The 23,909-nt window shown below is 70.1% G+C and carries 21 protein-coding genes, 1 tRNA gene and 1 pseudogene; 10 read left to right on the forward strand and 13 right to left on the reverse strand.

Features of this window, described 5'->3' with window-relative positions:
- Positions 1 to 72 precede the first annotated feature (72 nt).
- From QBE02_RS02010 to QBE02_RS02020, 3 genes are read right to left on the reverse strand one after another with little or no spacing between them, the layout of a single operon-like run.
- Positions 73 to 1,005, reverse strand: a complete 933-nt coding sequence (locus QBE02_RS02010; protein ID WP_279366928.1) for a TAXI family TRAP transporter solute-binding subunit — start codon at positions 1,003 to 1,005, stop codon at positions 73 to 75.
- The gene (locus tag QBE02_RS02015; protein WP_279366929.1) at positions 1,005 to 2,390 is read right to left on the reverse strand and encodes a sensor histidine kinase; all 1,386 of its coding nucleotides are present in this window, start codon (positions 2,388 to 2,390) and stop codon (positions 1,005 to 1,007) included. The genes QBE02_RS02010 and QBE02_RS02015 overlap by 1 nt, the downstream gene beginning before the upstream one ends.
- Complete coding sequence (locus QBE02_RS02020; RefSeq protein WP_279366930.1) at positions 2,387 to 3,043, reverse strand: response regulator transcription factor; 657 nt, start codon at positions 3,041 to 3,043, stop codon at positions 2,387 to 2,389. The genes QBE02_RS02015 and QBE02_RS02020 overlap by 4 nt, the downstream gene beginning before the upstream one ends.
- 181 nt (positions 3,044 to 3,224) lie before the next feature.
- Between QBE02_RS02020 and QBE02_RS02025 the strand changes: the two genes are divergently transcribed.
- A complete protein-coding gene (locus QBE02_RS02025) occupies positions 3,225 to 4,589 on the forward strand; it encodes an MFS transporter (protein ID WP_279366931.1) in 1,365 nt (454 codons plus the stop codon).
- A 270-nt stretch (positions 4,590 to 4,859) separates the two neighbouring features.
- Here the strand turns inward: QBE02_RS02025 and QBE02_RS02030 are convergent.
- The 5 genes from QBE02_RS02030 to QBE02_RS02050 form a co-directional block, all read right to left on the reverse strand.
- Positions 4,860 to 4,935, reverse strand: a tRNA-Ala gene (locus tag QBE02_RS02030).
- Between the two features lie 40 nt (positions 4,936 to 4,975).
- Entirely contained in the window at positions 4,976 to 5,878 is a 903-nt protein-coding gene (locus QBE02_RS02035; protein ID WP_431844587.1) for a 3-methyladenine DNA glycosylase, read from the reverse strand.
- Positions 5,879 to 5,880: 2 nt separating this feature from the next.
- Entirely contained in the window at positions 5,881 to 6,591 is a 711-nt protein-coding gene (locus QBE02_RS02040) for an SOS response-associated peptidase (protein ID WP_279366932.1), read from the reverse strand.
- Between the two features lie 138 nt (positions 6,592 to 6,729).
- Positions 6,730 to 7,761 (reverse strand): App1 family protein, encoded by a 1,032-nt coding sequence (locus QBE02_RS02045; protein WP_279366933.1) that lies wholly within the window; start codon positions 7,759 to 7,761, stop codon positions 6,730 to 6,732.
- A 5-nt stretch (positions 7,762 to 7,766) separates the two neighbouring features.
- Positions 7,767 to 8,447 (reverse strand): DedA family protein, encoded by a 681-nt coding sequence (locus QBE02_RS02050; RefSeq protein ID WP_279366934.1) that lies wholly within the window; start codon positions 8,445 to 8,447, stop codon positions 7,767 to 7,769.
- Between the two features lie 42 nt (positions 8,448 to 8,489).
- Here QBE02_RS02050 and QBE02_RS02055 point away from each other — a divergent pair, with 42 nt between their 5' ends.
- Entirely contained in the window at positions 8,490 to 9,728 is a 1,239-nt protein-coding gene (locus QBE02_RS02055) for an anthranilate synthase component I family protein (RefSeq protein WP_279366935.1), read from the forward strand.
- Between the two features lie 66 nt (positions 9,729 to 9,794).
- The gene (gene leuS / locus QBE02_RS02060; RefSeq protein WP_279366936.1) at positions 9,795 to 12,368 is read left to right on the forward strand and encodes a leucine--tRNA ligase; all 2,574 of its coding nucleotides are present in this window, start codon (positions 9,795 to 9,797) and stop codon (positions 12,366 to 12,368) included.
- A 145-nt stretch (positions 12,369 to 12,513) separates the two neighbouring features.
- Here leuS and QBE02_RS02065 read toward each other — a convergent pair whose 3' ends face one another.
- Entirely contained in the window at positions 12,514 to 13,011 is a 498-nt protein-coding gene (locus QBE02_RS02065) for a DUF2087 domain-containing protein (protein ID WP_279366937.1), read from the reverse strand.
- 108 nt (positions 13,012 to 13,119) lie between these two features.
- Here QBE02_RS02065 and QBE02_RS02070 point away from each other — a divergent pair, with 108 nt between their 5' ends.
- The 3 genes from QBE02_RS02070 to holA are packed head-to-tail and all read left to right on the forward strand — an operon-like array spanning position 13,120 to position 17,249.
- On the forward strand, positions 13,120 to 13,854 hold the full coding sequence (locus QBE02_RS02070) for a ComEA family DNA-binding protein (protein ID WP_347710271.1): 735 nt from the start codon (positions 13,120 to 13,122) through the stop codon (positions 13,852 to 13,854).
- Positions 13,851 to 16,202, forward strand: coding sequence for a ComEC/Rec2 family competence protein (locus QBE02_RS02075; RefSeq protein WP_279366938.1), 2,352 nt, complete (start codon positions 13,851 to 13,853; stop codon positions 16,200 to 16,202). Before QBE02_RS02070 ends, QBE02_RS02075 begins: the two co-directional genes overlap by 4 nt.
- 9 nt (positions 16,203 to 16,211) lie before the next feature.
- Positions 16,212 to 17,249 carry a DNA polymerase III subunit delta gene (gene holA / locus QBE02_RS02080; protein WP_268104052.1) on the forward strand — a complete coding sequence of 346 codons (1,038 nt, stop codon included), beginning with the start codon at positions 16,212 to 16,214 and terminating at the stop codon, positions 17,247 to 17,249.
- A 48-nt stretch (positions 17,250 to 17,297) separates the two neighbouring features.
- On the opposite strand, the gene QBE02_RS02085 is transcribed toward holA, so the two are convergent.
- The gene (locus QBE02_RS02085) at positions 17,298 to 18,074 is read right to left on the reverse strand and encodes an alpha/beta fold hydrolase (RefSeq protein ID WP_279366939.1); all 777 of its coding nucleotides are present in this window, start codon (positions 18,072 to 18,074) and stop codon (positions 17,298 to 17,300) included.
- Positions 18,074 to 18,601 (reverse strand): phenolic acid decarboxylase, encoded by a 528-nt coding sequence (locus QBE02_RS02090; RefSeq protein WP_279366940.1) that lies wholly within the window; start codon positions 18,599 to 18,601, stop codon positions 18,074 to 18,076. The genes QBE02_RS02085 and QBE02_RS02090 overlap by 1 nt, the downstream gene beginning before the upstream one ends.
- 60 nt (positions 18,602 to 18,661) lie before the next feature.
- Here QBE02_RS02090 and QBE02_RS02095 point away from each other — a divergent pair, with 60 nt between their 5' ends.
- Positions 18,662 to 19,111 (forward strand): MarR family winged helix-turn-helix transcriptional regulator, encoded by a 450-nt coding sequence (locus tag QBE02_RS02095; protein WP_279366941.1) that lies wholly within the window; start codon positions 18,662 to 18,664, stop codon positions 19,109 to 19,111.
- A gap of 97 nt (positions 19,112 to 19,208) precedes the next feature.
- Here QBE02_RS02095 and rpsT read toward each other — a convergent pair whose 3' ends face one another.
- Together rpsT and QBE02_RS02105 are read right to left on the reverse strand one after the other, a co-directional pair.
- Positions 19,209 to 19,469: a 30S ribosomal protein S20 gene (gene rpsT / locus QBE02_RS02100; RefSeq protein WP_056231218.1), complete on the reverse strand. Its 261-nt coding sequence runs from the start codon at positions 19,467 to 19,469 to the stop codon at positions 19,209 to 19,211.
- Between the two features lie 129 nt (positions 19,470 to 19,598).
- A pseudogene (locus tag QBE02_RS02105) lies at positions 19,599 to 19,985 on the reverse strand (alpha/beta hydrolase); the annotation flags it as partial.
- A gap of 86 nt (positions 19,986 to 20,071) precedes the next feature.
- Between QBE02_RS02105 and lepA the strand changes: the two are divergent.
- From lepA to hemW, 3 genes are read left to right on the forward strand one after another with little or no spacing between them, the layout of a single operon-like run.
- Positions 20,072 to 21,916, forward strand: a complete 1,845-nt coding sequence (gene lepA / locus QBE02_RS02110; RefSeq protein WP_279366942.1) for a translation elongation factor 4 — start codon at positions 20,072 to 20,074, stop codon at positions 21,914 to 21,916.
- A gap of 25 nt (positions 21,917 to 21,941) precedes the next feature.
- A complete protein-coding gene (locus QBE02_RS02115; protein WP_279366943.1) occupies positions 21,942 to 22,586 on the forward strand; it encodes a DUF1990 family protein in 645 nt (214 codons plus the stop codon).
- Complete coding sequence (gene hemW / locus QBE02_RS02120) at positions 22,586 to 23,803, forward strand: radical SAM family heme chaperone HemW (RefSeq protein ID WP_279366944.1); 1,218 nt, start codon at positions 22,586 to 22,588, stop codon at positions 23,801 to 23,803. Before QBE02_RS02115 ends, hemW begins: the two co-directional genes overlap by 1 nt.
- Positions 23,804 to 23,909: the final 106 nt, after the last annotated feature.

Here is a 23,909-nt window from a genome sequence, read left to right on the forward strand (position 1 = left end):
GCACGTCGCCATAGGGCTTCGGCCTGTCTTCATTCCCGCCTCGGGCCTGCGATCTCTCAGGAAGCGGGCCCCTCAGCCGTACCGCTCGCGGTACCGAAGCTCGGCCGCCGGGTGAAGGGCGATCGGCGAGGTGTCGATGAGACTCGCCGGTGTCAGATATTGGATGCCGAGGGCATCGGGCGCAACGAGCTCGGGGGCGTCGTCGATGAGGGCGTCGACGAGGGCGCGAGCGAGCGAATCGGCGAGGTCGGCGCGCGCGAGCAGGAGGTTCGCGACACCGATCGTGGGGACGGCCCTGGTGGCGCCGTAGACGCCGGAGGGGATCGTCGTGGCGGCGTACACGTCCGGGAACCGCGCGCTGAGCTCCGCGAGAGCGGGGGTCGTGTCGATCACCGAGACCGGGACCTGCTCGGCGAGGGTGGCGATCTGCGGGGTCGGCACCCCGCCCGACCAGAAGAACGCGTCGATCCGTCCCGCGGCGAGATCGTCGACGGCTCCGCGGAACGTACGTTCCACCGTCCGGGGTCCCGCGCCGCTCGACGGGTCGAGTCCGGAGGCGTCGAGCACCCGCCGCGCCGTCGCCGCAGCGCCCGACCCCGGGGCGCCGAGCGACACGGTGCGCCCCGCCAGGTCGGCGAGCCGCGAGATCCCCGCGTCCGCGCGCACGATGCACTGCAGGTAGTTCTGGTAGACGCGTCCGATCGCGACGATGTCGTCGGCGGCATCCGCTGCCGAATCCACCAGCGAGAGGCCGAGGTCCACGCGGCGCTCCCGCAGAAGGCGGAGGTTGTCGATGCTGCCCTCGCTCTGCAGCGGCGAGACCGAGACCGCGGTCGACGCCGCGGTCGCGGCCGCGAGCAGTTGACCGAACTCGAGGTAGCTGCCGCCCGGCTCGCCGCAGCCGAGGACGAGGGGCGTCGATGCGGGCGCGGAGCAGGCGGCGAGCGAGAGGACACCGGCACCCGCGACGACCGAGAAGAACGCGCGTCGGGTCAGAGCCGTCATCACCGCCTCCACTCGAGTCGCGCGGCGAGGCCGCCCATGGCCGAGCGCTCGAGGTGCAGAGTGCCGCCGGCCGCCCGCATCAGCTCGGCCACGATCGCCAGGCCCAGGCCGGTTCCCGGGGTCGACCGGGAGGCGCCCGCGCGCCAGAACCGGGTGCCCATGCTCTCGAGGTCGGCGTCGGCGAGATGCGCGCCCGAATCGTCGACGCGCAGTGTCACGCCCTCACCGTCGTCGTCCAGGGTCAGACGCACACGGGCTCCTCGCCCGGCGTAGTTGGCGGCGTTGTCGAGCAGCACCTGCACCATCTCTTCGAGGTCCGCCCGGCCGCACGGCACCGCGACGACCATGTCGTCCGCGTCCTCCAGCGTCACGCCCGCCTCGTCGAGCCGCCACCGGTGCAGATCCCCGAGCTCGGATGCCGACACCCGGCACTCGCGCTCCGCCCCCTCGTCGCGCGCGGCGTCGTACCCCTGCCGCGAGGCCGAGGCCCGGTGCTCGGCGTTCGCGAGCGTCAGCATGCGTTCGACGGTGTGCTCCAGCCGATCGAGGTCGTGGTCGACCGCGGCGAGGTCGTCAGCGGCATCCGGATCCCGGGGGAGTGAGTCCACCCGCAAGCGGATGGCGGCCAGGGGAGTACGCAACTGGTGCGACGCGTCGGCCACGAAGCCGCGCTGCTGCTCGAGCGTGTTCTCGACCTCGTCGGTCATGGTCGTGAACGCCCGGCTGAGCCGGCGGAGCTCGGGCGGCCCGGTCGGACGAAGGGGAACGGGCTCGCGGTGGGCGGTGAGCGCCGCGACTGCGGAATCGAGGGCGCGCACCGGCCGCAGGATCCACCGCGTCCACAGCAACGATGCGCCCATGAGTGCGGCGAGGAGGAGGAAGCCGACGACCGCCACGAGCGCCCACGCCGCACCGACATCGGCCTTCGCGCGTGCGAGGTCGACCTCCAGCACCACCACACCGGTCGACAGATCGCCCGCGGCGATGACGGGGACGGCGACCAGTGCCGTGTCCGGCGCCCACGGGGTGACGCGCGGAAGAGACACCTGCGGGATCGCCCGCGACGCCGCCCCGGCGATGGAGCGCACATCGACGTCGGGCGAGAGGCCCCCGGCCGATGCCACCGCGTCACCGCTCTCGTCGAGCACGAGCACGGCCTCGCCGTACACCGCGTAAAAGCGGTCGGCGTAGGTCTGCAGGCTGGACGTTCCGCCCTGCACGAGAGCCGTTCGGGCGCGCTGGACGACCTGATCGAGCGACGCCTGGCGCTGCAGGGCGACCTGCTGCGTCCGCGAGTCGGCGATCGACTGGGCGACGGGGATGAGCACCGCGATCACGGCGATGAGCCCGAACACCAGCAACGGGAGCAGGACGCGTAGCTTCACCCGGCATCCTCGAGGCGGTATCCGAACCCGCGGACCGTCGTGATCGTGACCTCGGGAAGCTTCTGCCGCACCTGGCCCATGTGCACGTCGAACGATCGCGACGACGCCGCGTACGCGTCGCCCCACACCTCGTCGAGGATGACTCGGCGACTCACGACGGTCCCCGCGCGACGGGCGAGGGACAGCAGGATGCCGAATTCGTTGGGCGTGAGCGACACCTCACGGTGTGCGACGCTGACGCGGCGGGCGTCGACGTCGATCGACACCTGGGAGGTCTCCACGCGCATCGGCTCTTCGGGCGGACTGTACCGGCGCGTGACGGCGATGAGTCGGGCGAGGAGTTCGTGCAAGCGTACGGGCTTGACGAGGTAGTCGTCGGCACCGAGCGACAGCGCGCGGACCGTCGAACGTTCGTCGCCTCTCGCCGTCACGACGATCACCGGGATCTGGGAGACCTCGCGCAGGTCGCGGAGCACGTCGAGGCCGTCGCAATCCTCGAGGCCGAGGTCGAGGAGCACCGCCTGCGCGTCTCGGTGACGGAGGAGCACATCGCTGCCCCGTGACACCCGGGTGCACGTGTGACCGGCGCGGCCGAGGGCCGAGACGAGGGCCGCGGCGACGGAGCCGTCGTCCTCAGCGACGAGTACGTGCATGCTCCATCGTAGGCACAGGCTCCGCGGCCTCGCGGCCCACGAATGTAAGGCGACTGTAAGGATCTCGCCCGGCGGCGTCGGCGGCGGCCACGATGGCCGATACGCCTCGTCACCGCTGCCGGAGGCCTCTTCCGACGGCGGTGACGAGACGACCAACGTCCCTCGACCGATCGGATTCCTCATGTCAACGACGACGACGATCCCCACGAGTCTGCGGCGTTCGATCTCGAACACGCTCAAAGGCTCGGCCGGCAACCTCGTGGAGTGGTACGACGTCTACGTCTACTCCGTGTTCGCGGTGTACTTCGAGTCGCAGTTCTTCAGCTCCGACGACAAGAACTCCACCATCTACGTGTGGGCGATCTTCGCCGTCACCTTCCTCATGCGGCCGATCGGCTCGTGGTTCTTCGGCCGCTTCGCCGACCGGTACGGTCGCCGTCTGTCGTTGACGGTGTCGGTGTCGCTCATGGCGTTCTGTTCGCTGGTGATCGCGTTCGCCCCCACGGCCGAGATGATCGGCGTCGGTGCCGTCATCATCCTCGTCTTTGCCCGTCTCGTTCAGGGCTTCGCGACCGGAGGCGAGTACGGCACGAGCGCGACCTACATGTCCGAGGCCGCCATGCCCGGTCGCCGCGGCTTCCTCTCGTCGTTCCACTACGTCACCCTCGTCGGCGGTCACGTGCTCGCACAGACCACGCTGCTCATCATGGTGCTCACCCTCGATGACGAGGCCATCACCGCGTGGGGCTGGCGCGTCGCCTTCGCGATCGGCGGTGTCGCCGCCGTGGCCGTGTTCTGGATGCGCCGCACGATGGACGAATCCCTCGAGAAGCACGTGCTCGACGACAACAAGGCGGGCCGCGCGAAGGACTCGGGCTCGATGCGCGATCTGCTCGTCAACAACTGGCGCCCGCTCCTGCTGTGCTTCGCGGTCACGGCCGGCGGCACCGTCGCGTTCTACACGTACTCGGTCACGGGGCCGAACATCGCCAAGACCGCGTTCTCGGGCGGCGATGTCGTCACCGGTACCGTGATCAACCTCATCGCGCTGACGGCCCTCATGCTCATGCAGCCCCTGGGCGGCTGGCTGTCCGACAAGGTCGGTCGCAAGTCGCTGCTCGTCTTCTTCGGCGTCGGCGGCGTGCTCTACACGTGGTTCCTCATCACGATGCTCCCGCAGCAGACCAACGAGTTCGCGGCCTTCGCGATCCTGCTCGGGGGCTTCGTCATCCTGACCGGTTACACCTCGATCAACGCGCTCGTGAAGGCGCAGCTCTTCCCGACGCACGTGCGAGCCCTGGGCGTCGGCCTCGGGTATGCGCTGGCCAACTCGCTCTTCGGCGGCACGGCGCCCTTGCTGTACGCCGGAGCGCAGTCGACTTCGCAGGTGCCGATGTTCATCGTGTACGTCACGGTCATCATCGCCGCCTCGCTCGCGGTCTACATCTTCGCGCTTCGCAACAAGGCGCCCAACTGGCTCGACGACGAGCTGGTCATGCGCGAGACGCGCGAGGCGAAGTCCCGCGAGGCGGTGTCGTCCCGCTGACACGCTCACGAGGGGCGCCTTCTTCGTCGAGGGGAGGCGCCCTTCGTCGTGCGCGTGCCGGTGAGGCGGTTGTCGCGGGATGCCGCGTGCCCGGCGCACGGCGTGACCTCAGCGATCCGCGCGGATTCGGTGGCATCCCGCGCTTTCGGGCTGAGGTCGTGCGAATCACCGAGGTTGTGCGGAGCGGAGGGATACCGTGAGCTCCGCCCACCGGGACAGGCCGTCTCCGGAAACGACGAAAGCCCCCGCCGAAGCGGAGGCTTTCTCTCGTGGTGGACCTGAGGGGACTCGAACCCCTGACCCCCTGCATGCCATGCAGGTGCGCTACCAGCTGCGCCACAGGCCCGTTTTTTGTTTTCCGCCCCGTTTGAGGCAACTCCATGAGCTTACAACACAGATCGCGGACGCAAGAAATCGGCGCCGTCGGGCGTGTCGCCCGCTTCGGTTACGGCGACAACGACCGCCCGCCGAAGAGCCTGCCCGCGCTCGCTCAACGCGCGCTGGCGCACGACGTACTCGGCTTTGCCCTCGGGGGTCTCGATCGCCACCGGCGCGTACCCCCAGTCGGTCAGGTCGTAGGGGGAGGCCTGCATGTCGAGCGTGCGGATGTCGCGCGCCAGCTCGAACGCGTCGAGCAGCATCGACCCGGGGACCAGCGGCCCGAGCTTCACCGCCCATTTGTAGACGTCCATCCCCGCGTGCAGACAGCCCGGCTGTTCCCTCGCCACCTGGTCGTCGCGACGGAGGGGGGTCCGGTTGAGCGGAACGGCCTCGGGCGTGAAGAAGCGGAACGCATCGAAGTGCGTGCACTTGAGGTCGTGGGCGTCGACCACCGCGTCGGTGCCGTCGCGACCCATGCGCAGCGGAACGGCGTGCCGGACCTCGTCGGCGCGGTAGGCCATCGCCCACTCGTGCAGACCGAAGCACCCGAACTGCGCAGGTCGATCGAGGGTGGCGCGCAGCAGGTTGACGATGCCGCGGTACATCGACCCTTTCTCGGTGCGGAAGCGTTTGGCATCCACGCGCATGCCCCCGGGCTCGGCCCGGTACCACCTCCACGCGGCGCGTTCGTCGGCCCCTTCGAGCACGACCCCGGGGCCCGGATGCCACCGCCGCAGGATGGCGGGCTTGTAGGAGTAGTACGTGAAGAGGAAGTCTTCGACGGGATGCTTCTGCGCGCGGCTCGCGCGGGCACGGTGATCGGCGGTGAGCGCGTCGGCGCGATGCGCGTGCTGTTCGGCGGCGTCCGTCCACTCCGCGTGCGTCAGGACGGTACGGGTCGCGTCCAGGGTCACTCGACCGACTCGATGAGGTCGGGGGAGTCGTTGCGGACGTTGCCCACCGCCGCCGACACCACGTGGTCGTCGAGCGTCTCGGCCATGTCGGGCGCGGCGTCGATGGCCGCGTCGAGGATGTCTCCGACGTTCTCGGTCGTGGGGTCGAGCCAGGCGTCGGCGAAGTCGGGATCCATGAACAGCGGCATGCGGTCGTGGATGGAGCCGAGTCGTCCGATCGCATCGCGCGTGAGGATCGTGCAGCTCAGCACCCAGCGGGCGGGGTCGTCGTCGGCGAGGGCGGGGTTCTTCCACCACTCGTAGAGCCCCGCGAAGAACAGCGGCGAACCGTCGGCGGGGTGGATGTAGTGGGGCGTCTTGCCCTCGTCGGTGGTCTTCCACTCGTAGTAGCCGGATGCCGGGATCACGGCGCGCCGCTTGATGAGGGCGTTACGGAACATGGGCTTGTCTTCGACCTCTTCGGATCGCGCGTTGAAGGCCCGTGCGCCGATCTTGACGTCTTTCGCCCACCCCGGGATGAGGCCCCAGCGCGCGACCTCGAGTCGGCGGACCGGGGGCTCGCTCTTGATCGAGTCGAGCACGATGCCGACCTGCGACGTCGGAGCGATGTTGTACGAGGGCCGGGGTAGCTCGTCGGCCTCGACGTCGACGCGCAGCACCCCCACGAGCTCGGAGGCTACATTGGCTACGACGAAACGACCGCACATGCCTCCACCGTACGCGCCACCTCCGACATCGGGCCTCGCGCTCGGTCGGTCGCGCTCCGCGCGTGCTCAGCCGGGAGACGTGAGATTCCATGGACGTCTCGCGAACGTAAGGTGACGCCGACACCGCGGCATCCGGGATCAGGCCTCGTTCGAGATGACGCCCGTGCTACGCAGCCGCTCGAGGAGGCCCGCGCCGTCCGACGCCGTCACCCAGGGCACCTCGGCGGCGGAGTGGTCGTCGACGACCGTCCGTCCACCGGCGAGCACCGCTTCGGCGGGGAGCAACCGCCGGATCGCGACGGCCGCGACGTTCTCGGGGTGCTCGATCGCGAAGCTGGTGTAGATCGCGTCGTCGTGCTGGCCGTCGTCGCCGACCAGGAGCCACTTCACGTCCGGGAACTCCGCGGCCAGGCGTCGGAGGTTCTGCTCCTTGTGCTCTCGCCCGCTGCGGAACCACCGGTCGTGGGTCGGGCCCCAGTCGGTGAGCAGGAACGATCCGGCGGGGAAGAGGTGGCGGCGCATGAAGCGGGTGAGCGTGGGCGCCACGTTCCAGGCGCCGGTCGACAGATAGACGACGGGTGTCCCCGGGTGTTCGCGCGTGAGTCGCTCGAGCATGACCGCCATCCCGGGGACGGGCTGGCGCGCGTGCTCGTCGACGACGAAGGAGTTCCACGCGGCGAGCAGGGGGCGGGGGAGCAGCGTCACCATGACGGTGTCATCGACGTCGCTCACCACGCCGAAGCGCACGTCGGACCCCACGATGAACACGCGCGTCTGGGCCGGCTCGCTGCCTTCGACCGACATCGTGATGCTCTGCCAGCCGGGGCTGAGCGTTGCGGGGAGCTTGGCGTCGATCACTCCGCCGCGGTCGGCGACGACGCGGTGCGTGACGCCGTCGATCGTGACGTCGACCTGTCCGAAGCCGACCGGCACGGCCGCGAAGCTGCGCCACCCGCGCAAGCTCGCGAACTCACCCGTCGACGTGCGCTTGATCGGCGGGGCGATGAGCACGCGGCCCAGCACGCGGACCCATTCCTCGGTCCCGTACCCCGGGAAACCCGTGACGGCGGGACGCAGTCCGCGGGCGCGCGCTCGACGTTCGCGCCAGCGGTGGAAACGGCGCTCGAGTCGGGCGAACCAGAGCACTTTGGCGCGAGGGGAACGAGGCATCGTCCTCAGTCTTTCACGTCACCGTCCACCGATTCGAGAGGAGCGGTTTCGTCGGCGAGGTGGCGACGTTCGAGCCGCTCGATGATCTTCTTGCCGATGAAGACGAGAACGATGAAGGCGACGAGGATGCCGACGAAGATATAGCCCGCGCCGTGGATGCGGTCGGACAGCTCGCGGTACGTTCCCGCAGCGGACGCGGCGACCGTCACGTACAGGCTCGCCCACACGACGCACGCGGGGGTGGTCCAGGCGAGGAAGCGGCGGTAGCTGTAGCCGCTCATTCCCACCGTCAGGGGCACGAGCGAGTGCAGCACGGGGAGAAAGCGCGACAGGAAGATCGCGGGTCCGCCGCGACGACGGAGGTACCGGTCGGCCCGCTCCCAGTTGCGTTCGCCGAGCTTCTGGCCGAGGCGCGAGGCGCGAATGCGCGGACCGAAGTAGCGACCGAGCCAGAACCCGAGGCTCTCACCAATCAGTGCGCCCACCACGATCGCCGCGGCCAGCACGACCCCTTCGACCGGAGACGCGACGGCGGTGCCCGCAACGATGACCATCGTGTCGCCCGGAACGACGAGCCCCACGAGCACGCTGGTCTCGAGCATGACCGCGATCCCGGCGATGATCGTGCGCAGCACGGGGTCGACGTTCTGGACGACGTCGAGCAACCAGGTGAGGATCTCGTTCACCTCCGTCAGCCTAGGGCCGGATCCCCGCTCTAGCCTGGGAGCGTGCCCCACTCCGCCCCTCCGTTCACCCTGTCGCGGTGGGTCGACCCCGAGGCGGCTTTCCTGCACGTCTTCGCGGCGGGCGGGGACGTGTTCTGGCTGGACGCCGGACGCGAGTCGTCGACGGGGTGGAGCTGGATGGGCGCGGGTCGCCTCGACGACGCCTCGGCACCCCTGCGGAGGGATGCCGCCCCCGCCGGCGGACCGGCGGATGCCAGCGGCCCGTTCCGTGGCGGCTGGGTCGGCTGGCGCTCGTACGAAGGACGGGACGCCTGGCTGCGCGTCGACGCCCTCGTCGCGTTCGACCACGCCCTCCGCCGCGTCCACGTCTTCGGCGACGGCGACCTCGCCGCGCGGGTCGCGGGCGCGCCGCACCCGGTGACCGTGGGCGCGGCGGAGCCCCGGGGTATGGCATCCGGCCGAGTAGAGCCCGAGCGGTACGCCGAGCTCATCAGCGCTTGTCGCGAGCGGATCCGCGAGGGCGACGCGTACCAGCTGTGCCTCACCACCCGCTTCACCGTGCCCGGGCGGCACGACGCGGTCGCGGTGTTCCGCCGGCTGCGGCAGGCCTCGGCCTCGCACCACGCGGGTCTCATCCGCATCGGCGGCACCACCCTGGTCAGCTCGTCTCCCGAGCGCTTCCTCGAGGTGCGCGACGGTCGCGTGCACACCCACCCCATCAAGGGCACGCGTCCTCGCTCGACCGACCCGGACCGCGACCGGGCGCTCGCCGAGCACCTGCGAGCGGACCCCAAGGAACAGGCCGAGAACGTCATGATCGTCGACCTCATGCGCAACGACCTCTCCCGGGTGTGCGACCCCTCGACGGTCGGGGTCGACCGGCTGCTCGACGTCGAGACGTACCCCACCGTGCACCAACTGGTGAGCGAGGTGTCGGGGCGGCTCATGCCGGGCACCACGATCGGCGGGCTGCTCGATGCCGCGTTCCCCGCCGGGAGCATGACGGGCGCGCCCAAGCAGTCCGCGATGCAGATCCTCGCCGGGCTCGAAGGCGAGGAACGGGGGATCTACTCGGGAGCCTTCGGGTGGATCGGCGACGACGGGACCGCGGACCTCGCGATGGTCATCCGGAGCGTCGTCGTGGAGCAGGATGCCGCCTGGGTCGGGGCAGGAGGGGGCATCACGTGGCGCTCGGTCGCGGCATCCGAAGTCGCCGAAGTGGGGATCAAGGCCCGGGCTCCGCTGGCGGCCCTGGGAGCCGAGGTCCCGCCTGGGTGGTGACCTGCGCGTCCGATAGCCTGGAGGTTGGCCCCCGCGGCCTCCCGACCTTCACGATTGGCTTCATCCGTGTCTCAGAACTCCGCACCAGACCCCCGCGAGGGGGGCTTCGACACCCACGCCATCCAGGCGAAGTGGCAGCAGGCTTGGGCCGAGAAAGACCCGTTCCGCGCCGGTGGCGACGACGACACGCGCCCCCGCAAGTACGTGCTCGCGATGTTCCCGTACCCCTCGGGCGATCTCCACATGGGTCACGCCGAGAACTACCTCTACTCCGACATCGTGGCCCGCTTCTGGCGACACCGCGGGTACAACGTGCTCAACCCCATCGGGTGGGACTCGTTCGGCCTGCCCGCCGAGAACGCCGCCATCAAGCGCGGCGCCGACCCCGTCGAGTGGACCTACGCGAACATCGCCCAGCAGAAGGCGAGCCTGAAGGACTACGGCGTCTCGTTCGACTGGAGCCGCGTCCTGCACACGAGCGACCCCGAGTACTACCGATGGAACCAGTGGCTGTTCCAGAAGCTGTACGAGAAGGGCCTCGCCTACCGCAAGGACGCCCTGGTCAACTGGGATCCGGTGGACCAGACCGTCCTCGCCAACGAGCAGGTGCTGCCCGACGGCACCAGCGAGCGCAGCGGCGCCGTCGTCGTCAAGAAGAAGCTGACGCAGTGGTTCCTGCGCATCACCGACTACGCCGACCGCCTGCTCGACGACCTCAACCAGCTCGAAGGCTTCTGGCCGAGCAAGGTCATCCAGATGCAGCGAAACTGGATCGGCCGTTCCGTCGGCGCCGACATCGCGTTCGAGATCGAAGGTCGCGACGAGAAGATCACGGTCTTCTCCACGCGCCCCGACACCCTGCACGGCGCGACGTTCTTCGTCGTGGCCCCCGAGTCCGACCTGGCCGCCGAGCTCGCGGCATCGGCTGATCAGGGTCTGCGCGAGAGCTTCGAGGCCTACCTCGCCCAGGTGCAGCGCGCGACCGACATCGAGCGTCAGGCCACCGACCGCCCGAAGACCGGCGTGTTCCTCGGCCACTACGCGATCAACCCGATCAACGGCGAGAAGCTGCCGATCTGGGCCGCCGACTACGTGCTCGCCGACTACGGACACGGCGCGGTCATGGCCGTGCCCGCGCACGACCAGCGCGACCTCGACTTCGCGCGCGCGTTCGACCTGCCCGTGAAGGTCGTCGTCGACACGACCGCGCCGATCACCGGCGCGATCCCGGTGATCGAGCTCGACGACGAGGGCGTGCCGATCGACCCGCTCGGCGACATCGACGACCTGGATCCCGTCAAGACCGGCATGGCGCTCACCGGAGACGGTCGCATGATGAACTCGGGCTCGCTCAACGGGCTCTCGAAGCGTCACGCAATCGCCCGCATGATCGAGGAGCTCGAGGCCAAGGGCGTCGGCCGCGCCGCCAAGACGTACCGCCTGCGCGACTGGCTCATTTCGCGTCAGCGCTACTGGGGGACGCCCATTCCGATGCTTCACGGCGAGGACGGCTCGATCACGCCCGTTCCCGCCGACCAGCTGCCGGTGACGCTGCCCTCGGTCGAGGGGCTCGACCTGAAGCCCAAGGGAACCTCGCCCCTCGGCGCGGCCACCGACTGGGTGCAGGTGACCGACCCCGAGACGGGCCAGACGCTGCTGCGCGACCCTGACACAATGGACACGTTCGTCGACAGCTCGTGGTACTACCTCCGCTTCCTCTCGCCGAACAGTGAGACCGAGGCGTTCTCGGCCCGCGAGGCGAACAAGTGGGGCCCCGTCGACTTCTACATCGGCGGCGTCGAGCACGCGATCCTGCACCTGCTGTACGCGCGCTTCATCACCAAGGCGCTGTTCGACATGGGTCTGGTGGACTTCACCGAGCCGTTCTCGAGCCTCATCAACCAGGGCATGGTCATCCTCGACGGCACGAAGATGTCGAAGAGCAAGGGCAACCTGGTGCTGTTCCAGGAGGAGCTCGACGCCCACGGCGCCGACGCCCTGCGCGTGGCCCTGGCCTTCGCGGGTCCGGTGGAGGACGACAAGGACTGGAACGACGTCTCGACCACCGGTGCGGCGAAGTTCCTCGCCCGCGCCCTGCGCATCGCGCACGACGTCGACAGCGAGATCGACGTGGTCTGGGCCGAGGGAGACGCCTCGCTGCGCCGAGTGACGCACCGCCTGCTGGGCGATGCCGCGAACCTCGTCGAGCAGACGAAGTTCAACGTGGTCGTCGCGCGCCTGATGGAGCTGGTGAACGCCACCCGCAAGGCCATCGACGGCACGCCCGGTGCGAGCGACCCCGCCGTGCGCGAGGCCGCCGAGGTCATCGCGATGACCCTCGACCTGTTCGCCCCGCACACCGCCGAGGAGATGTGGGCGACGCTCGGGTACGACGGATTCGTCGGGCTCGCGACCTGGCGCCAGGCCGACCCCACGCTGCTCGTCGAAGACACCGTCACCGCGGTCGTGCAGATCGACGGCAAGGTGCGCGGCACGCTCGAGGTCTCGGCCAAGATCGGCGCCGACGAACTCGAGGCCATGGCCCGCGCCGACGAGAAGGTGCTGCGCGCGCTCGGCGAGCGCCAGATCGTGCGCGCGGTCGTGCGCCCGCCGAAGGTGGTCAGCTTCTCGACGAAATAGGTTCTCTGATTCCGGATGCCACCCCACCGGCGCTCTGCGGAGTGCGGGGGCGTGGCATCCGGCGTCTTCTGACCGTGTGGAGGAGCGGCGCTCGAAGAGACGTGCGCCTCGCCGAATCGTTGCGAGGTGAGTGCCCGCGGAGCGGTCAGCGGGCGCGAGAGTAGGCGCCGCCGTCGCGGGAGCGCTCGAGGAGCCCGGCATCGACCAGATACCGGCGCATCGCCGCGACGTCGTCGACGATCGCCGCCAACCGGTCGTTGACCGCCCGTTCGGTGAGGATCTCGCCCGGCTCGGTCATTCGCCCGACGATGTGGAGAAGGACGGCGTCGCGGTCGGCGGCTCGAGAGGGGGAGACCGCGAGACGGCCGTCGACGAAGAAGCGGTCGATGCCCGTCGCGCGGGGCGCGGCCGGTGCGGAGCGCAGGGCGTCGCGGAATACCTCGGGCTCGGTTCGCCATCCTGCGCCGTCAGGGGAGATGAGCCCTGCCGAGAGCAGCGTGTCGAGGAGGCGTCGACGCTTTCCGGGTGACAGGGCGTCGAGGGCTTCATCAACCGGCTGGGCGAGCACGATCCGCGCGTACACGTCGCGTGCGCGATCGTCGGCGAGGGCTGAGACCACGGCGCGCCATGTGTTCGTAGACATCGCTCCAGCGTAGGTGCGGGTTCTGCACAGCGCGGGAATCCGTCCGGCTGTCCACGAAAGATCGATCTTGTGCCGCGCGCCGGCAGCCTCGGTGCCTAGCGTCGTGGCGTGACCGAACCGTCCTCCTCCTCGTCCCTTCGCGAGGAGTCGCAGCGCACGGTGATGCGGGGAGCGTCGATGAAGCAGTCCCGTTCCCCGTCGAACGCGGGTGGCACGGAATCAGAAGAGCGCGACGCTGCGAATCCACTCCCGCGCGCTCTTCCCCCGCGAGCGCGCCTCGGCATCGGCGCGGTCATCGTCCTGGTGCTGCTCGCCTTCGCCGTGACGATCGGCATCGGCATGCTGCGGGGCGCCACCGGTGCCGAGATCGTCGACGAAACGGCATCCCCCTCGACGTCTTCCGCCGCCTTGCCCGCGGAGGCGGGACTGTACGCCCACGTCGCGGGAGCGGTGCGCGAGCCCGGGCTGTACCGACTCGATGCCGGTGACAGGGTCGCCGACGCGATCGCCCGGGCGGGAGGCTTCGCCGACGACGCGCAACGCGACGGGGTCAACCTCGCCAGGCCTGTGGCCGACGGTGAACAGATCGTCGTCCCGGTGGTCGGGGCAGAGACTGCCGCACCCGCCTCGGGCGGCGGCGGCAGCACGGGTGGCGCGCTCGACCTGAACACCGCGACGCGCGAGCAGCTCGACGAGCTCCCGCGCATCGGGCCGGCGATGGCCGACCGCATCCTCGCGTGGCGCGAAGCGAACGGTCGTTTCACGAGCGTGGACGATCTGCTTTCGGTGCCGGGGATCGGGGAGAAGATGCTCGCGGGCATCCGAGACCTGGTGCGCGTGTGAGGGGGCGTCCCGGCGCGCGCCGCCGATCCCTCCGGGCGGTCTCGGTCGCCGTGGCGACCTGGGCGACCGCGGGTGCGAGCACGATGATTCCGGATGCCACCCCGCTCGCGGTGGTCCTCGCCCTCGCTGCGTGCGCGACCACCGCGGTCGCGTGGCGGCGGTCGGCGGTGCTCGCGATCGTCGCGGTCGCGCTCGCCTGCTCGGCCGCGGCGGCGGGGACCGTGGCGACGGCGGGATCGACGCGGGCGCAGATCGCCGCCCTCGAGGCCGACGGAGGGCGCCACCTCGAGCTGGAGGTCACCGTCAGCGGGCGCATCGACGGCTCTCCTGACGGCGGCGCGTGGTTCGACGCCGTCGCCACGCGGGTGCGCGCGGGCGCTCTCGCCGTCACGGGGAGTGTCCCCGCGCGGATCCTCGTCGATGCCGAGGGACGGTCGGCGCTGGAAGCGGCGAGCATGGGCAGCGAGGTGCGGCTGAGGGGGCGGGCCGTCCCCTCCGACCCGGGGGAGCGCGCCGCCCTCGTCGTCCGGACGAGTTCCATCGAGTCGGCTTCGACCCCGGCGGGCGTGTGGGCGTTCTTCGAGGGACTGCGCGACGGCCTCGTCGCGTCGACCCGCGGCCTGCCCCAGCCGGGAGCGGGTCTGGTGCCGGGGCTCGCCGTGGGTGACACGACGAGCCTCGACCCCGACACCGAGGCCGCGATGAACGCCTCGTCGCTGTCACATCTCACGGCAGTGTCGGGGGCGAACTGCGCGATCGTCGTGGGTGCGGCATTCGCCCTGCTGGCGATGTGCGGTGCGTCCCGCGGCGGGAGGGTGGTGGGGGCGATGCTGGTGCTGGCGGCGTTCGTCGCGCTGGTGACCCCCGAGCCGAGTGTCATCCGCGCGGCCGCGATGGCGGCGGTGGCGATGCTCGCGCTCGCACTCGGTCGACCGGCGATCGGCGTGGCCGTCCTGTCCCTCGCGGTGACGGTTCTGCTGGTGGTCGACCCGTGGCTCTCCCGCTCCCTCGGCTTCGCCCTCTCGGCCGCGGCGACCGGGGCCCTCCTCCATCTCGCGCGCCCCCTGGCCGGCGGATTGGCGCGATGGATGCCGCGCGCCCTCGCCCTCGCCCTTGCGGTGCCCACGTCGGCCCAGCTCGTCTGCGGCCCGCTGATCGTCCTCATCGACCCGCACGTACCCCTTCTCGGTGTCGCGGCCAACCTCGTCGCCGACCCCGCTGCGGCGCCCGCCACGGTCGCGGGAGCCCTCGCCTGCATCGCCCCGTTTCCCTGGCTAAGGGACGGTCTGACGGCCCTCGCCTGGGTGCCGGCCGCGTGGATCGCGGCTGTCGCGCATACGACCACGGCGGTGTCGGCCCAGAACCTGCCGTGGCCCGACGGTCTCGTCGGGGCGGCGTTGCTCGCCGGCGTCGGCGCGGCGGTCAGCATCGCCGTCGTCAGACCGCGCCGGTTGCCCCGGATCACCGCGATCTCATCCGCAGCCGTCGCCGTGGTCGTCGGCCTCGTCCTGGGGCAGACGGCGGTCCGCACCGTCGCAGGGCCCCTCACCGTGCCCGCGGCGTGGCAGGTGGCCATGTGCGATGTCGGTCAGGGCGACGCGACGCTCTGGCGGTCCGGAGACGCCGTGGCGCTGGTCGACACGGGACCCGAACCCGAGGCACTGACCCGATGCCTGAAGACGTTCGGGGTGGACCATCTCGCCCTCGTCGTCCTGACGCACTTCGACCTCGACCACGTCGGCGGGTCCGCGGCGGTGATGGGGCGGGTCGATCTCGTGGTGCACGGGCCGCCCGACGAGGCGGCCGACCGACGACTCCTGGACCGGTTCTCGGACGCCGGAGCGCACCTGCAGGAGGCGACGACCGGCATGACGGGCACACTCGGCGGCACGCGGTGGCAGGCTCTCGGTCCCGCCCCGAACACCGAGGCCGGAAACGACGCCTCCGTCGCCCTCGACGTCGCCGGCGCGAACTTTCCTCGCACGGTGCTGCTCGGCGACCTCGGCGAGCAGGCGCAGTCCGCCCTCCGACGGCGGATCGATGTCCCGCGTGTGCAGGTCGTGAAGGTCTCCCACCACGGCAGTGCCGACCAGGATGCCGCGTTGTACCGGGCGCTGCACCCGGCGGTCGGGCTCATCGGGGTCGGTGCCGACAACGACTACGGGCATCCGACCGCGACGCTCCTCGACATCCTGGCGGCGCTGGGAAGCACTGCGGCGCGCACCGATCGGGACGGTGCGCTGGCGGTCTGGCTCGACGAAGGGGGGCGACTCACCCTGTGGCGCGAGCGCGCGGGGACGGGGGAAGGGGCTCGCGACCCGACCGGCGATGTCGGAGCCGGTCGGTAGGCTGGGGGAGTGACTCCGGCTCCCCGACGCTCCGCCCCCGCCAAGGCGAAGTCGGCCATTCCGCAGGTGTCGTGGCGTTCCCCTCAGCCCGCGCCGATCGTTCTGGTCTCGGGCCCCGAAGAGGTCTGCGCCGAGCGCGCGATCGCAGGCATCCGATCGATGCTCAAGAGCGAGGACCCGAGCCTCGAGGTCACCGACATCCGTGCCGACGACTACGCCGCCGGCACCTTGCTCAGCGTCACGTCGCCATCGTTGTTCGGCGAGCCCCGACTCGTCCGCGTCAGCGGCGTCGAGAAATGCAGCGATACCTTCCTCACCGAGGCGGTGTCGTACCTCGCCCACCCGCAGGACGGCGCGACGGTCGTCCTGCGCCACACCGGAGCGAGCGTTCGCGGCAAGAAGCTGCTCGACGGCATCCGCGCGGGTCAGGGCAGCGGCATCGAAATCGCCTGCCCCGCGGTCAAACGCGACTCCGACCGATTTGATTTCGCGGTCGGCGAGTTCAAGGCCGCGCAGAAGCGCATCGCCCCCGTCGCCCTCAGGTCGCTGGTCTCGGCCTTCGCCGACGACCTCACCGAGCTGGCCGCGGCATGCCAGCAGCTCATCTCCGACGTCCCCGGCGACATCGACGAGCGGATCGTCGAGCGCTACTACGGGGGCCGCGTCGAGACCTCGGCCTTCACCGTGGCCGACACCGCCATCGCCGGGCAGTACGGCCCCGCCCTGCTCGCGTTGCGGCACGCGCTGGCATCCGGGGCCGATCCCGTGCCTCTCGTCGCCGCGGTCGCCATGAAGCTCCGCACCATGGCGCGCGTGGCGGGCACCCGCGAGTCGTCGTCGATGCTCGCTCAGCGCCTGGGCATGAAGGACTGGCAGGTCGACCGCGCCCGCCGCGACCTCGTCGGCTGGACCGGCAACACGCTCGGCATGGCGATCCATGCCACCGCGCGCGCCGACGCCGAGGTGAAGGGCGCATCGCGAGACCCCGTCTTCGCTCTCGAGCGCATGATCACGATCATCGCGACTCGGGCACCCTACGGTGGCTAGCCGGTGGCTCGCCGTCGCGTCCGACACGACGCGACGGCGAGCTCGGACTCAGGCCGTGAACCCCACTCGCGCATCAAGAATCTCGAACAGGCGCTGACGCCACGGAATCGACGACCAGCCGTGGTCCGCTCCGTCCACGACGGTGAGTGACGCCCCGGGAAGCAGTTCTGCGTAGCGAGCGCCGTACTGTACCGGCACGATCACGTCCTGCGTTCCATGCACGATGTCCGCGGGGCCGGTGAAGCTCGAGACGGGTCCGTACACGTCGAGCCCCGCGGCCACCTCGTCGACGAACGCCATACCGAGCGGCATCCCCCCGAAATCGAACCAGCCCTGCGCACGGGCCGGCGCGAGGGGCCGACCCTGGATGGCGTCATGCACCGTGATGTCGTCGACGACGACGCCCGCGGGCGACCACAGCGTCAGCGTGCGCACAAGCTCGGGCACGCGAGCCGCGGCGAGAGCGGACTCCACGGCGCCGAGACTGTGCGCCACGACATGGATGGGCCTGTCGACGGCGAAGGCACGGATCATGCCCACCACCTGCTCGACCTCGTCACCGATCGTGATGTCGGCGAATTCGCCGTCGCTCATCCCCTGGCCGAGCCGGCTGTAGCTGCGAACAACGGCACCACGATCGGCGAGGTGACGCGCCGTCTGCACGAACAGCTGGTGTCCGCCCGTCGCGTCGGCGCTGAAGCCGTGGACCAGGAGCACCCGCGGCGCGTCGGCCGAGGCGCCGGCGACGGGCTCCCCCTGCCAGCCGCGCAGGGTGCGACCGCCGTGAGAGAGGGTCAGGGGGGTGTGTCGCGGGTCGGCGGCCATCAGTTCGACCGCTCCGACCAGCCGGCGGGCAGGTCGCCGGGGGCGGTGTCGACGACGGACTCGTCGTTCTCGCCGACGCGCTCGAACAGCGTGATGTGGGCGAACTCCGGAACGACGTAGATCGGGTAGGTGGGTCCCTCGTCGCGGTAACGCTGCATCTCGTCGAGGTGGTCGTTTTGGAACAGCACGGTCTTGTGCCCATCGATTTCGATCCACCGAGGGAAGAAGATGGTGCCGTGTAGCACGCGCGCGGCGGGGAGCACGTTCACCACGACGCTCGTGCCCGTCGGCTCGTTCCACGAGACCTTATAGACGTCCGGCGCGAGAGCGACGAGGTCTACCGTCTGATCCTTCACCCAACGGCCGCCGACGTGTCCGCTGTGGATGCGGTAGTCGATCGTCGTGGCGTTCTTGACGTACATCTCGTACCGCCAGCCGTTGGCATAGGTGTAGATGAAGCGGTGGCCGACGATGCCGGACAGATCCTGGGGCGGTTCGGGGTGGGCAACGGTGGTGGTGACGTTCATGAAATGAGTTTGTGACCAAACTAGTTCGGTGTCAAACACATATTTCACTAGAATTCGACGATGGACGATGGCATCCTCCACACCGCCGGCCTCCTGGCGCATCAGCTCGGTCCGCTCCGCCGCGCCGTCCTCCGGGCTTCCCGATCGGCAGCCGACCTGCCGGACATTCCGGACGCGCAGATCGAGGTCATGCGTTCGCTCGCGACGACAGGGGAGAGCGCACCGTCCGACCTCGCCGACACGCTCGGTCTCGCCCGGTCGACCATCAGCAACCTGATCTCGCACATGGAGAAAGCGGATCTCATCGAACGGCACCTCGTCGCCGGCGACGGACGACGTACACGCGTCGGACTCACGCCACTTGCCGAGACGCGCCTGCGCGCCTTCGATGATTCGGCCGCACACATCCTCAGCGTGGCTCTGCGCGACCTATCCGCGAACGACGTCGCCGCGATCGCCGCCGCGCTGCCTGCCCTCGACCGACTGCAGCACAGCATCGTCGACGGCTGATCGCCCGGCCAGGGCGGCACGCGGTCGCATGGCGTCATGACGAGAACGCAAAGGCCCGCCCCGTGGAACACGGGACGGGCCTGGAACGATATGCGGCTCAGAGAGCGGCGACCGACTTCGCGATGGCCGACTTGCGGTTCGCGGCCTGGTTCTGGTGGATGACACCCTTGCTCACGGCCTTGTCGAGCTTCTTGGTCGCGGTGGCGAGCGCCTTGAGGGCCGCTTCCTTGTCACCGGCCACGACGGCCTCCTTGGTGCGACGCACGTGCGTGCGGAGCTCGCTCTTGACGGCCTTGTTGCGCTCGCGCGCCTTCTCGTTTGTCTTGTTGCGCTTGATCTGCGACTTGATGTTCGCCACGTCGACGGTCTTTCGTTTGAGTGAGTATGGGATGTGCCGGGCGAGCGGTAGAGGGGCGCTGCACCGGCGATCGTGGAGGTCGGGAAGAACCCCACACGCAAGCCAAGGACCGAGTCTATCAGGTCGATGCCTCGATCGTGGTGAGCGCCACCTCCAGCAGTGCGTTGAAAACACGCGGACGCATCGCCCGATGCCGTGGGGAAGCGACGTGCACGACGCCGCGACGAAACCGGCGACCGGGGGACGAGGCTCGGCACCGACGTACTCGATGGACAACAGCCCGCCCATGGAGTGGCCCACCAGCAGCACGGGACCGCGGGTCGCGGCATCCTGTACCGCTGCATCGATCGTCGCGAACGCTCCGTCGAGCGTGAACGCCTCGTCGCGGCGCGTTCCGTGGCCCGGCAGGTCGACCGCGGTGACCGGAGTGCCACGCCGTCGCAGATGCGCGACCTGCGCCCGCCACATGGTGGCGGACGTGCGGATGCCGTGCACGAGCACGACCTGGACCGCCATGGCATCCACTGTAAAAGCTCCGGATGCCGTGGTGCCGAGCCTCCGGGGACGGCGATGTCGGCGCACCACCGTAGAATCGACGGAACATGTCACCGCGCGCCCTGAAGCCCCTCGAGCCGTCTGCCACTCCGCCGGAGCAGATCCGCAACTTCTGCATCATCGCTCACATCGACCACGGCAAGTCGACGTTGGCCGACCGCATGCTGCAGATCACCGGCGTCGTCAGCGACCGCGATATGCGGGCACAGTACCTCGACCGCATGGACATCGAGCGCGAGCGCGGCATCACGATCAAGTCGCAGGCGGTGCGGATGCCGTGGGCCACCAGTGACGGCACGTTCGCCCTGAACATGATCGACACGCCCGGTCACGTCGACTTCACGTACGAGGTCAGCCGATCGCTGGCGGCGTGCGAGGGAGCGATCCTGCTCGTCGACGCGGCTCAGGGCATCGAGGCGCAGACCCTCGCCAACCTCTACCTCGCGCTCGAGAACGATCTGACGATCATCCCGGTGCTGAACAAGATCGACCTTCCCGCCGCCGACCCCGACAAGTACGCAGCCGAGCTCGCCGGTCTCATCGGCGGCGACCCCGCCGACGTGCTGCGCGTCAGCGGCAAGACCGGCATGGGCGTCGAAGAGCTGCTCGACCTGATCGTCGCGAAGATTCCCGCCCCCGTCGGCACGGCCGATGCCCCGGCCCGCGCGATGATCTTCGACTCGGTCTACGACGCCTACCGCGGTGTCGTCACCTACGTCCGCATGATCGACGGTGCCCTGCAGCCGCGCGAGCGCCTGCAGATGATGTCGACCGGCGCGACGCACGAGGCCCTCGAGATCGGCGTCTCGAGCCCCGAGCCCGTCCCCACCAAGGGTCTCGGCGTGGGCGAGGTCGGCTACCTCATCACGGGCGTGAAAGACGTGCGCCAGTCGAAGGTCGGCGACACGATCACCACGCACCGCAAGCCCGCGACCGACGCGCTGCCGGGCTACACCGACCCGAAGCCCATGGTCTTCTCGGGCATCTACCCGATCGACGGCAGCGACTACGCCGAGCTGCGCGAGGCACTCGACAAGCTCAAGCTCTCCGACGCGTCGCTGCAGTACGAACCCGAGACCTCGGTCGCCCTCGGCTTCGGCTTCCGCTGCGGCTTCCTCGGCCTTCTGCACCTCGAGATCATCACCGAGCGCCTCTCGCGCGAGTTCGGTCTCGACCTCATCACCACCGCTCCGTCTGTGACGTACGAGGTCACGACCGACACCGGCGAGACGGTGTCCGTCACCAACCCGAGCGAGTACCCCGACGGCCGCGTCGCCTCGGTGTCGGAGCCGATCGTCAAGGTCGGCATCCTGCTGCCCAAGGACTACGTCGGCACGGTCATGGAGCTCTGCCAGACGCGCCGCGGCACGCTGCTCGGTATGGAGTACCTCAGCGAAGACCGCGTCGAGCTGCGCTACCACATGCCCCTCGGCGAGATCGTGTTCGACTTCTTCGACCACCTCAAGAGCCGCACGCAGGGCTACGCGAGCCTCGACTACGAACCCGCAGGTCAGCAGACCGCCGATCTGGTCAAGGTCGACATCCTGCTGCAGGGCGACAAGGTCGACGCGTTCAGCTCGATCGTGCACCGCGAGAAGGCCTACGCCTACGGCACGCTCATGGCCGAGCGCCTGCGCAAGCTCATCCCGCGCCAGCAGTTCGAGGTTCCCATCCAGGCCGCGATCGGTGCGCGCATCATCGCGCGCGAGACGATCCGCGCCATCCGCAAGGACGTCCTCGCCAAGTGCTACGGCGGTGACATCACCCGAAAGCGCAAGCTCCTCGAAAAGCAGAAAGAGGGCAAGAAGCGCATGAAGATGGTGGGCCGCGTCGAGGTTCCGCAGGAGGCGTTCATCGCCGCCCTGTCGGGAGACGTCGAGACCAAGAAGTAAGGCACCACACCGAGAGGGGTGAACCATGCGCAGGCAGAACTTCACCGATGACACGGTCGACTACGCGGCTGTCGGCGCCACCCAGGCGCACGATCTCATGCAGTATCCGCCGGAGCACTCGATCCCCGCCGAGGATTCGTGGCGCATCGGCAGCGGTGAGGAGCGCTTCGCGGCCGCGGGCGAACTGCTGCTGTCGTGGGCGCCGCTGCGCACCAGCGAGTTGAGCATCACGGACGTGCGGCCCGCCGCCAACGCGGGGTACTCCGGCGTCGGCTTCGACGCCGACGGCGCCCCGGTGGCCCCGTCGAGCCTGCAGGCCGAGCAGCGTTTCGCCGCCGACGGAACGCCGTTCGTGAGCCCCGGCACCGGCGTGCGGTTGCACGGCAAGGTCGACGGCCACCGCGCCGACGCCGAGCTGCGCGTGATCTCGGTCTTCGAGGAGCCCCGCCGCGTGGGCTTCATCCTCGGCACCGTCGGCCACTCGATCGTCAGCGGCGAAGAGCTGTTCGCCGTGGAGTGGCGCGACAACGACGAGGTGTGGTTCGTCGTGCGCGCCTTCGATCGGCCGACGGCTCCGTCGTACCGCCTGTTCTCGAGCCGCGTGCGCCGTCGACGCAAGGCGCTGTTCGCCCGCTACCTGCGCGCGATCTCGCCGCTGTACTCGTCCTGATGGGTGGTCCGCTCCCGCTCGGAGACCCGGCCCCCGCCGACGGACACCTGCCCGCCGACCTCGAGATCGACCCGACCGCCGACTTCGGCGTCTACCTGCACGTGCCGTTCTGCCGCGTGCGCTGCGGCTACTGCGACTTCAACACCTACACCGCCAGCGAGCTGCGCGGCGCCCGGCAAGACGACTTCGCCGACACGCTGAACGCCGAGGTGCGTCTGGCGGGTGGAGTGATGGATGCCGCCGGTGGTCGCCGCGCGGCATCCACCGTCTTCTTCGGCGGAGGAACGCCCACCCTGCTGCCGCCGGGCGACCTGGCGCGCATGCTCGACGCGGTCCGCTCGGAGTTCGGAATCGCCGACGGGGCCGAGGTCACCGTCGAGGCCAACCCCGACACCGTCGACGACACGGTCGCCCGCACGCTCGCCGACGCCGGCGTCACCCGCCTGTCGATCGGCATGCAGTCGGCCCGGCCGCACGTGCTCGCCGCACTCGACCGCACCCACGATCCCGCGAACGTCGCCACGGCCGTCGCCGCGGCCCGCCGTGCCGGTCTCGACGTCTCGGTCGACCTCATCTACGGCGCGCCGGGAGAATCGCTCGACGACTGGCGCGCCTCTCTCGAAGCGGCCACGGCCCTCGAGCCCGACCACGTCTCGGCCTACGCGCTGATCGTCGAAGACGGCACCAAGCTCGCGCGCCAAATCCGCTCCGGGGTCGTGGCCGAGCCCTCCGACGACCTGCAAGCCGACATGTACGAGCTGGCCGACGACCTGCTCGCCGCCGCCGGATACGACTGGTACGAGGTGTCGAACTGGTCGCGCGACGTCGCGCACCGCTCGCGTCACAACCTCGCCTACTGGCGGGGGACCGACTGGTGGGGCTTCGGCCCGGGCGCGCACAGCCACGTCGCGGGGCTCCGCTGGTGGAACGTGAAGCACCCCGCCGCGTACGCCCAACGCCTGGCCTCGGTCGAATCGCCCGCGGCCGCGCGCGAGCGGCCCGACGAGACCGCGCGACGGCTGGAGTCGGTGCTGCTGCGCAGCCGCATCCGCGAGGGTCTGGCCGTGTCCGAGATCGTCGGCGAAGGGCGGAAGGCCGTGGCATCCCTCATCGCCGACGGTCTCATCGAGGGCCGGGATGCCGTTCACGGGCGCATCGTGCTGACGCTGCGGGGACGACTCCTGGCGGATGCCGTGGTGCGGGCGCTCACGGTCTGACCGGCGACGCGGCCGGTGGGGGAGCTCGTTCCGGTGCTCGCGTGCCGACCTCGCCGAGGGGGCTCTCGGGCGTTGAACGACCGGCGGAGGGCGACTCCGCGAGCCG

This window comes from Microbacterium testaceum, assembly GCF_029761935.1.
In the GTDB taxonomy this organism is placed as follows: Bacteria; Actinomycetota; Actinomycetes; order Actinomycetales; family Microbacteriaceae; genus Microbacterium; species Microbacterium testaceum_A.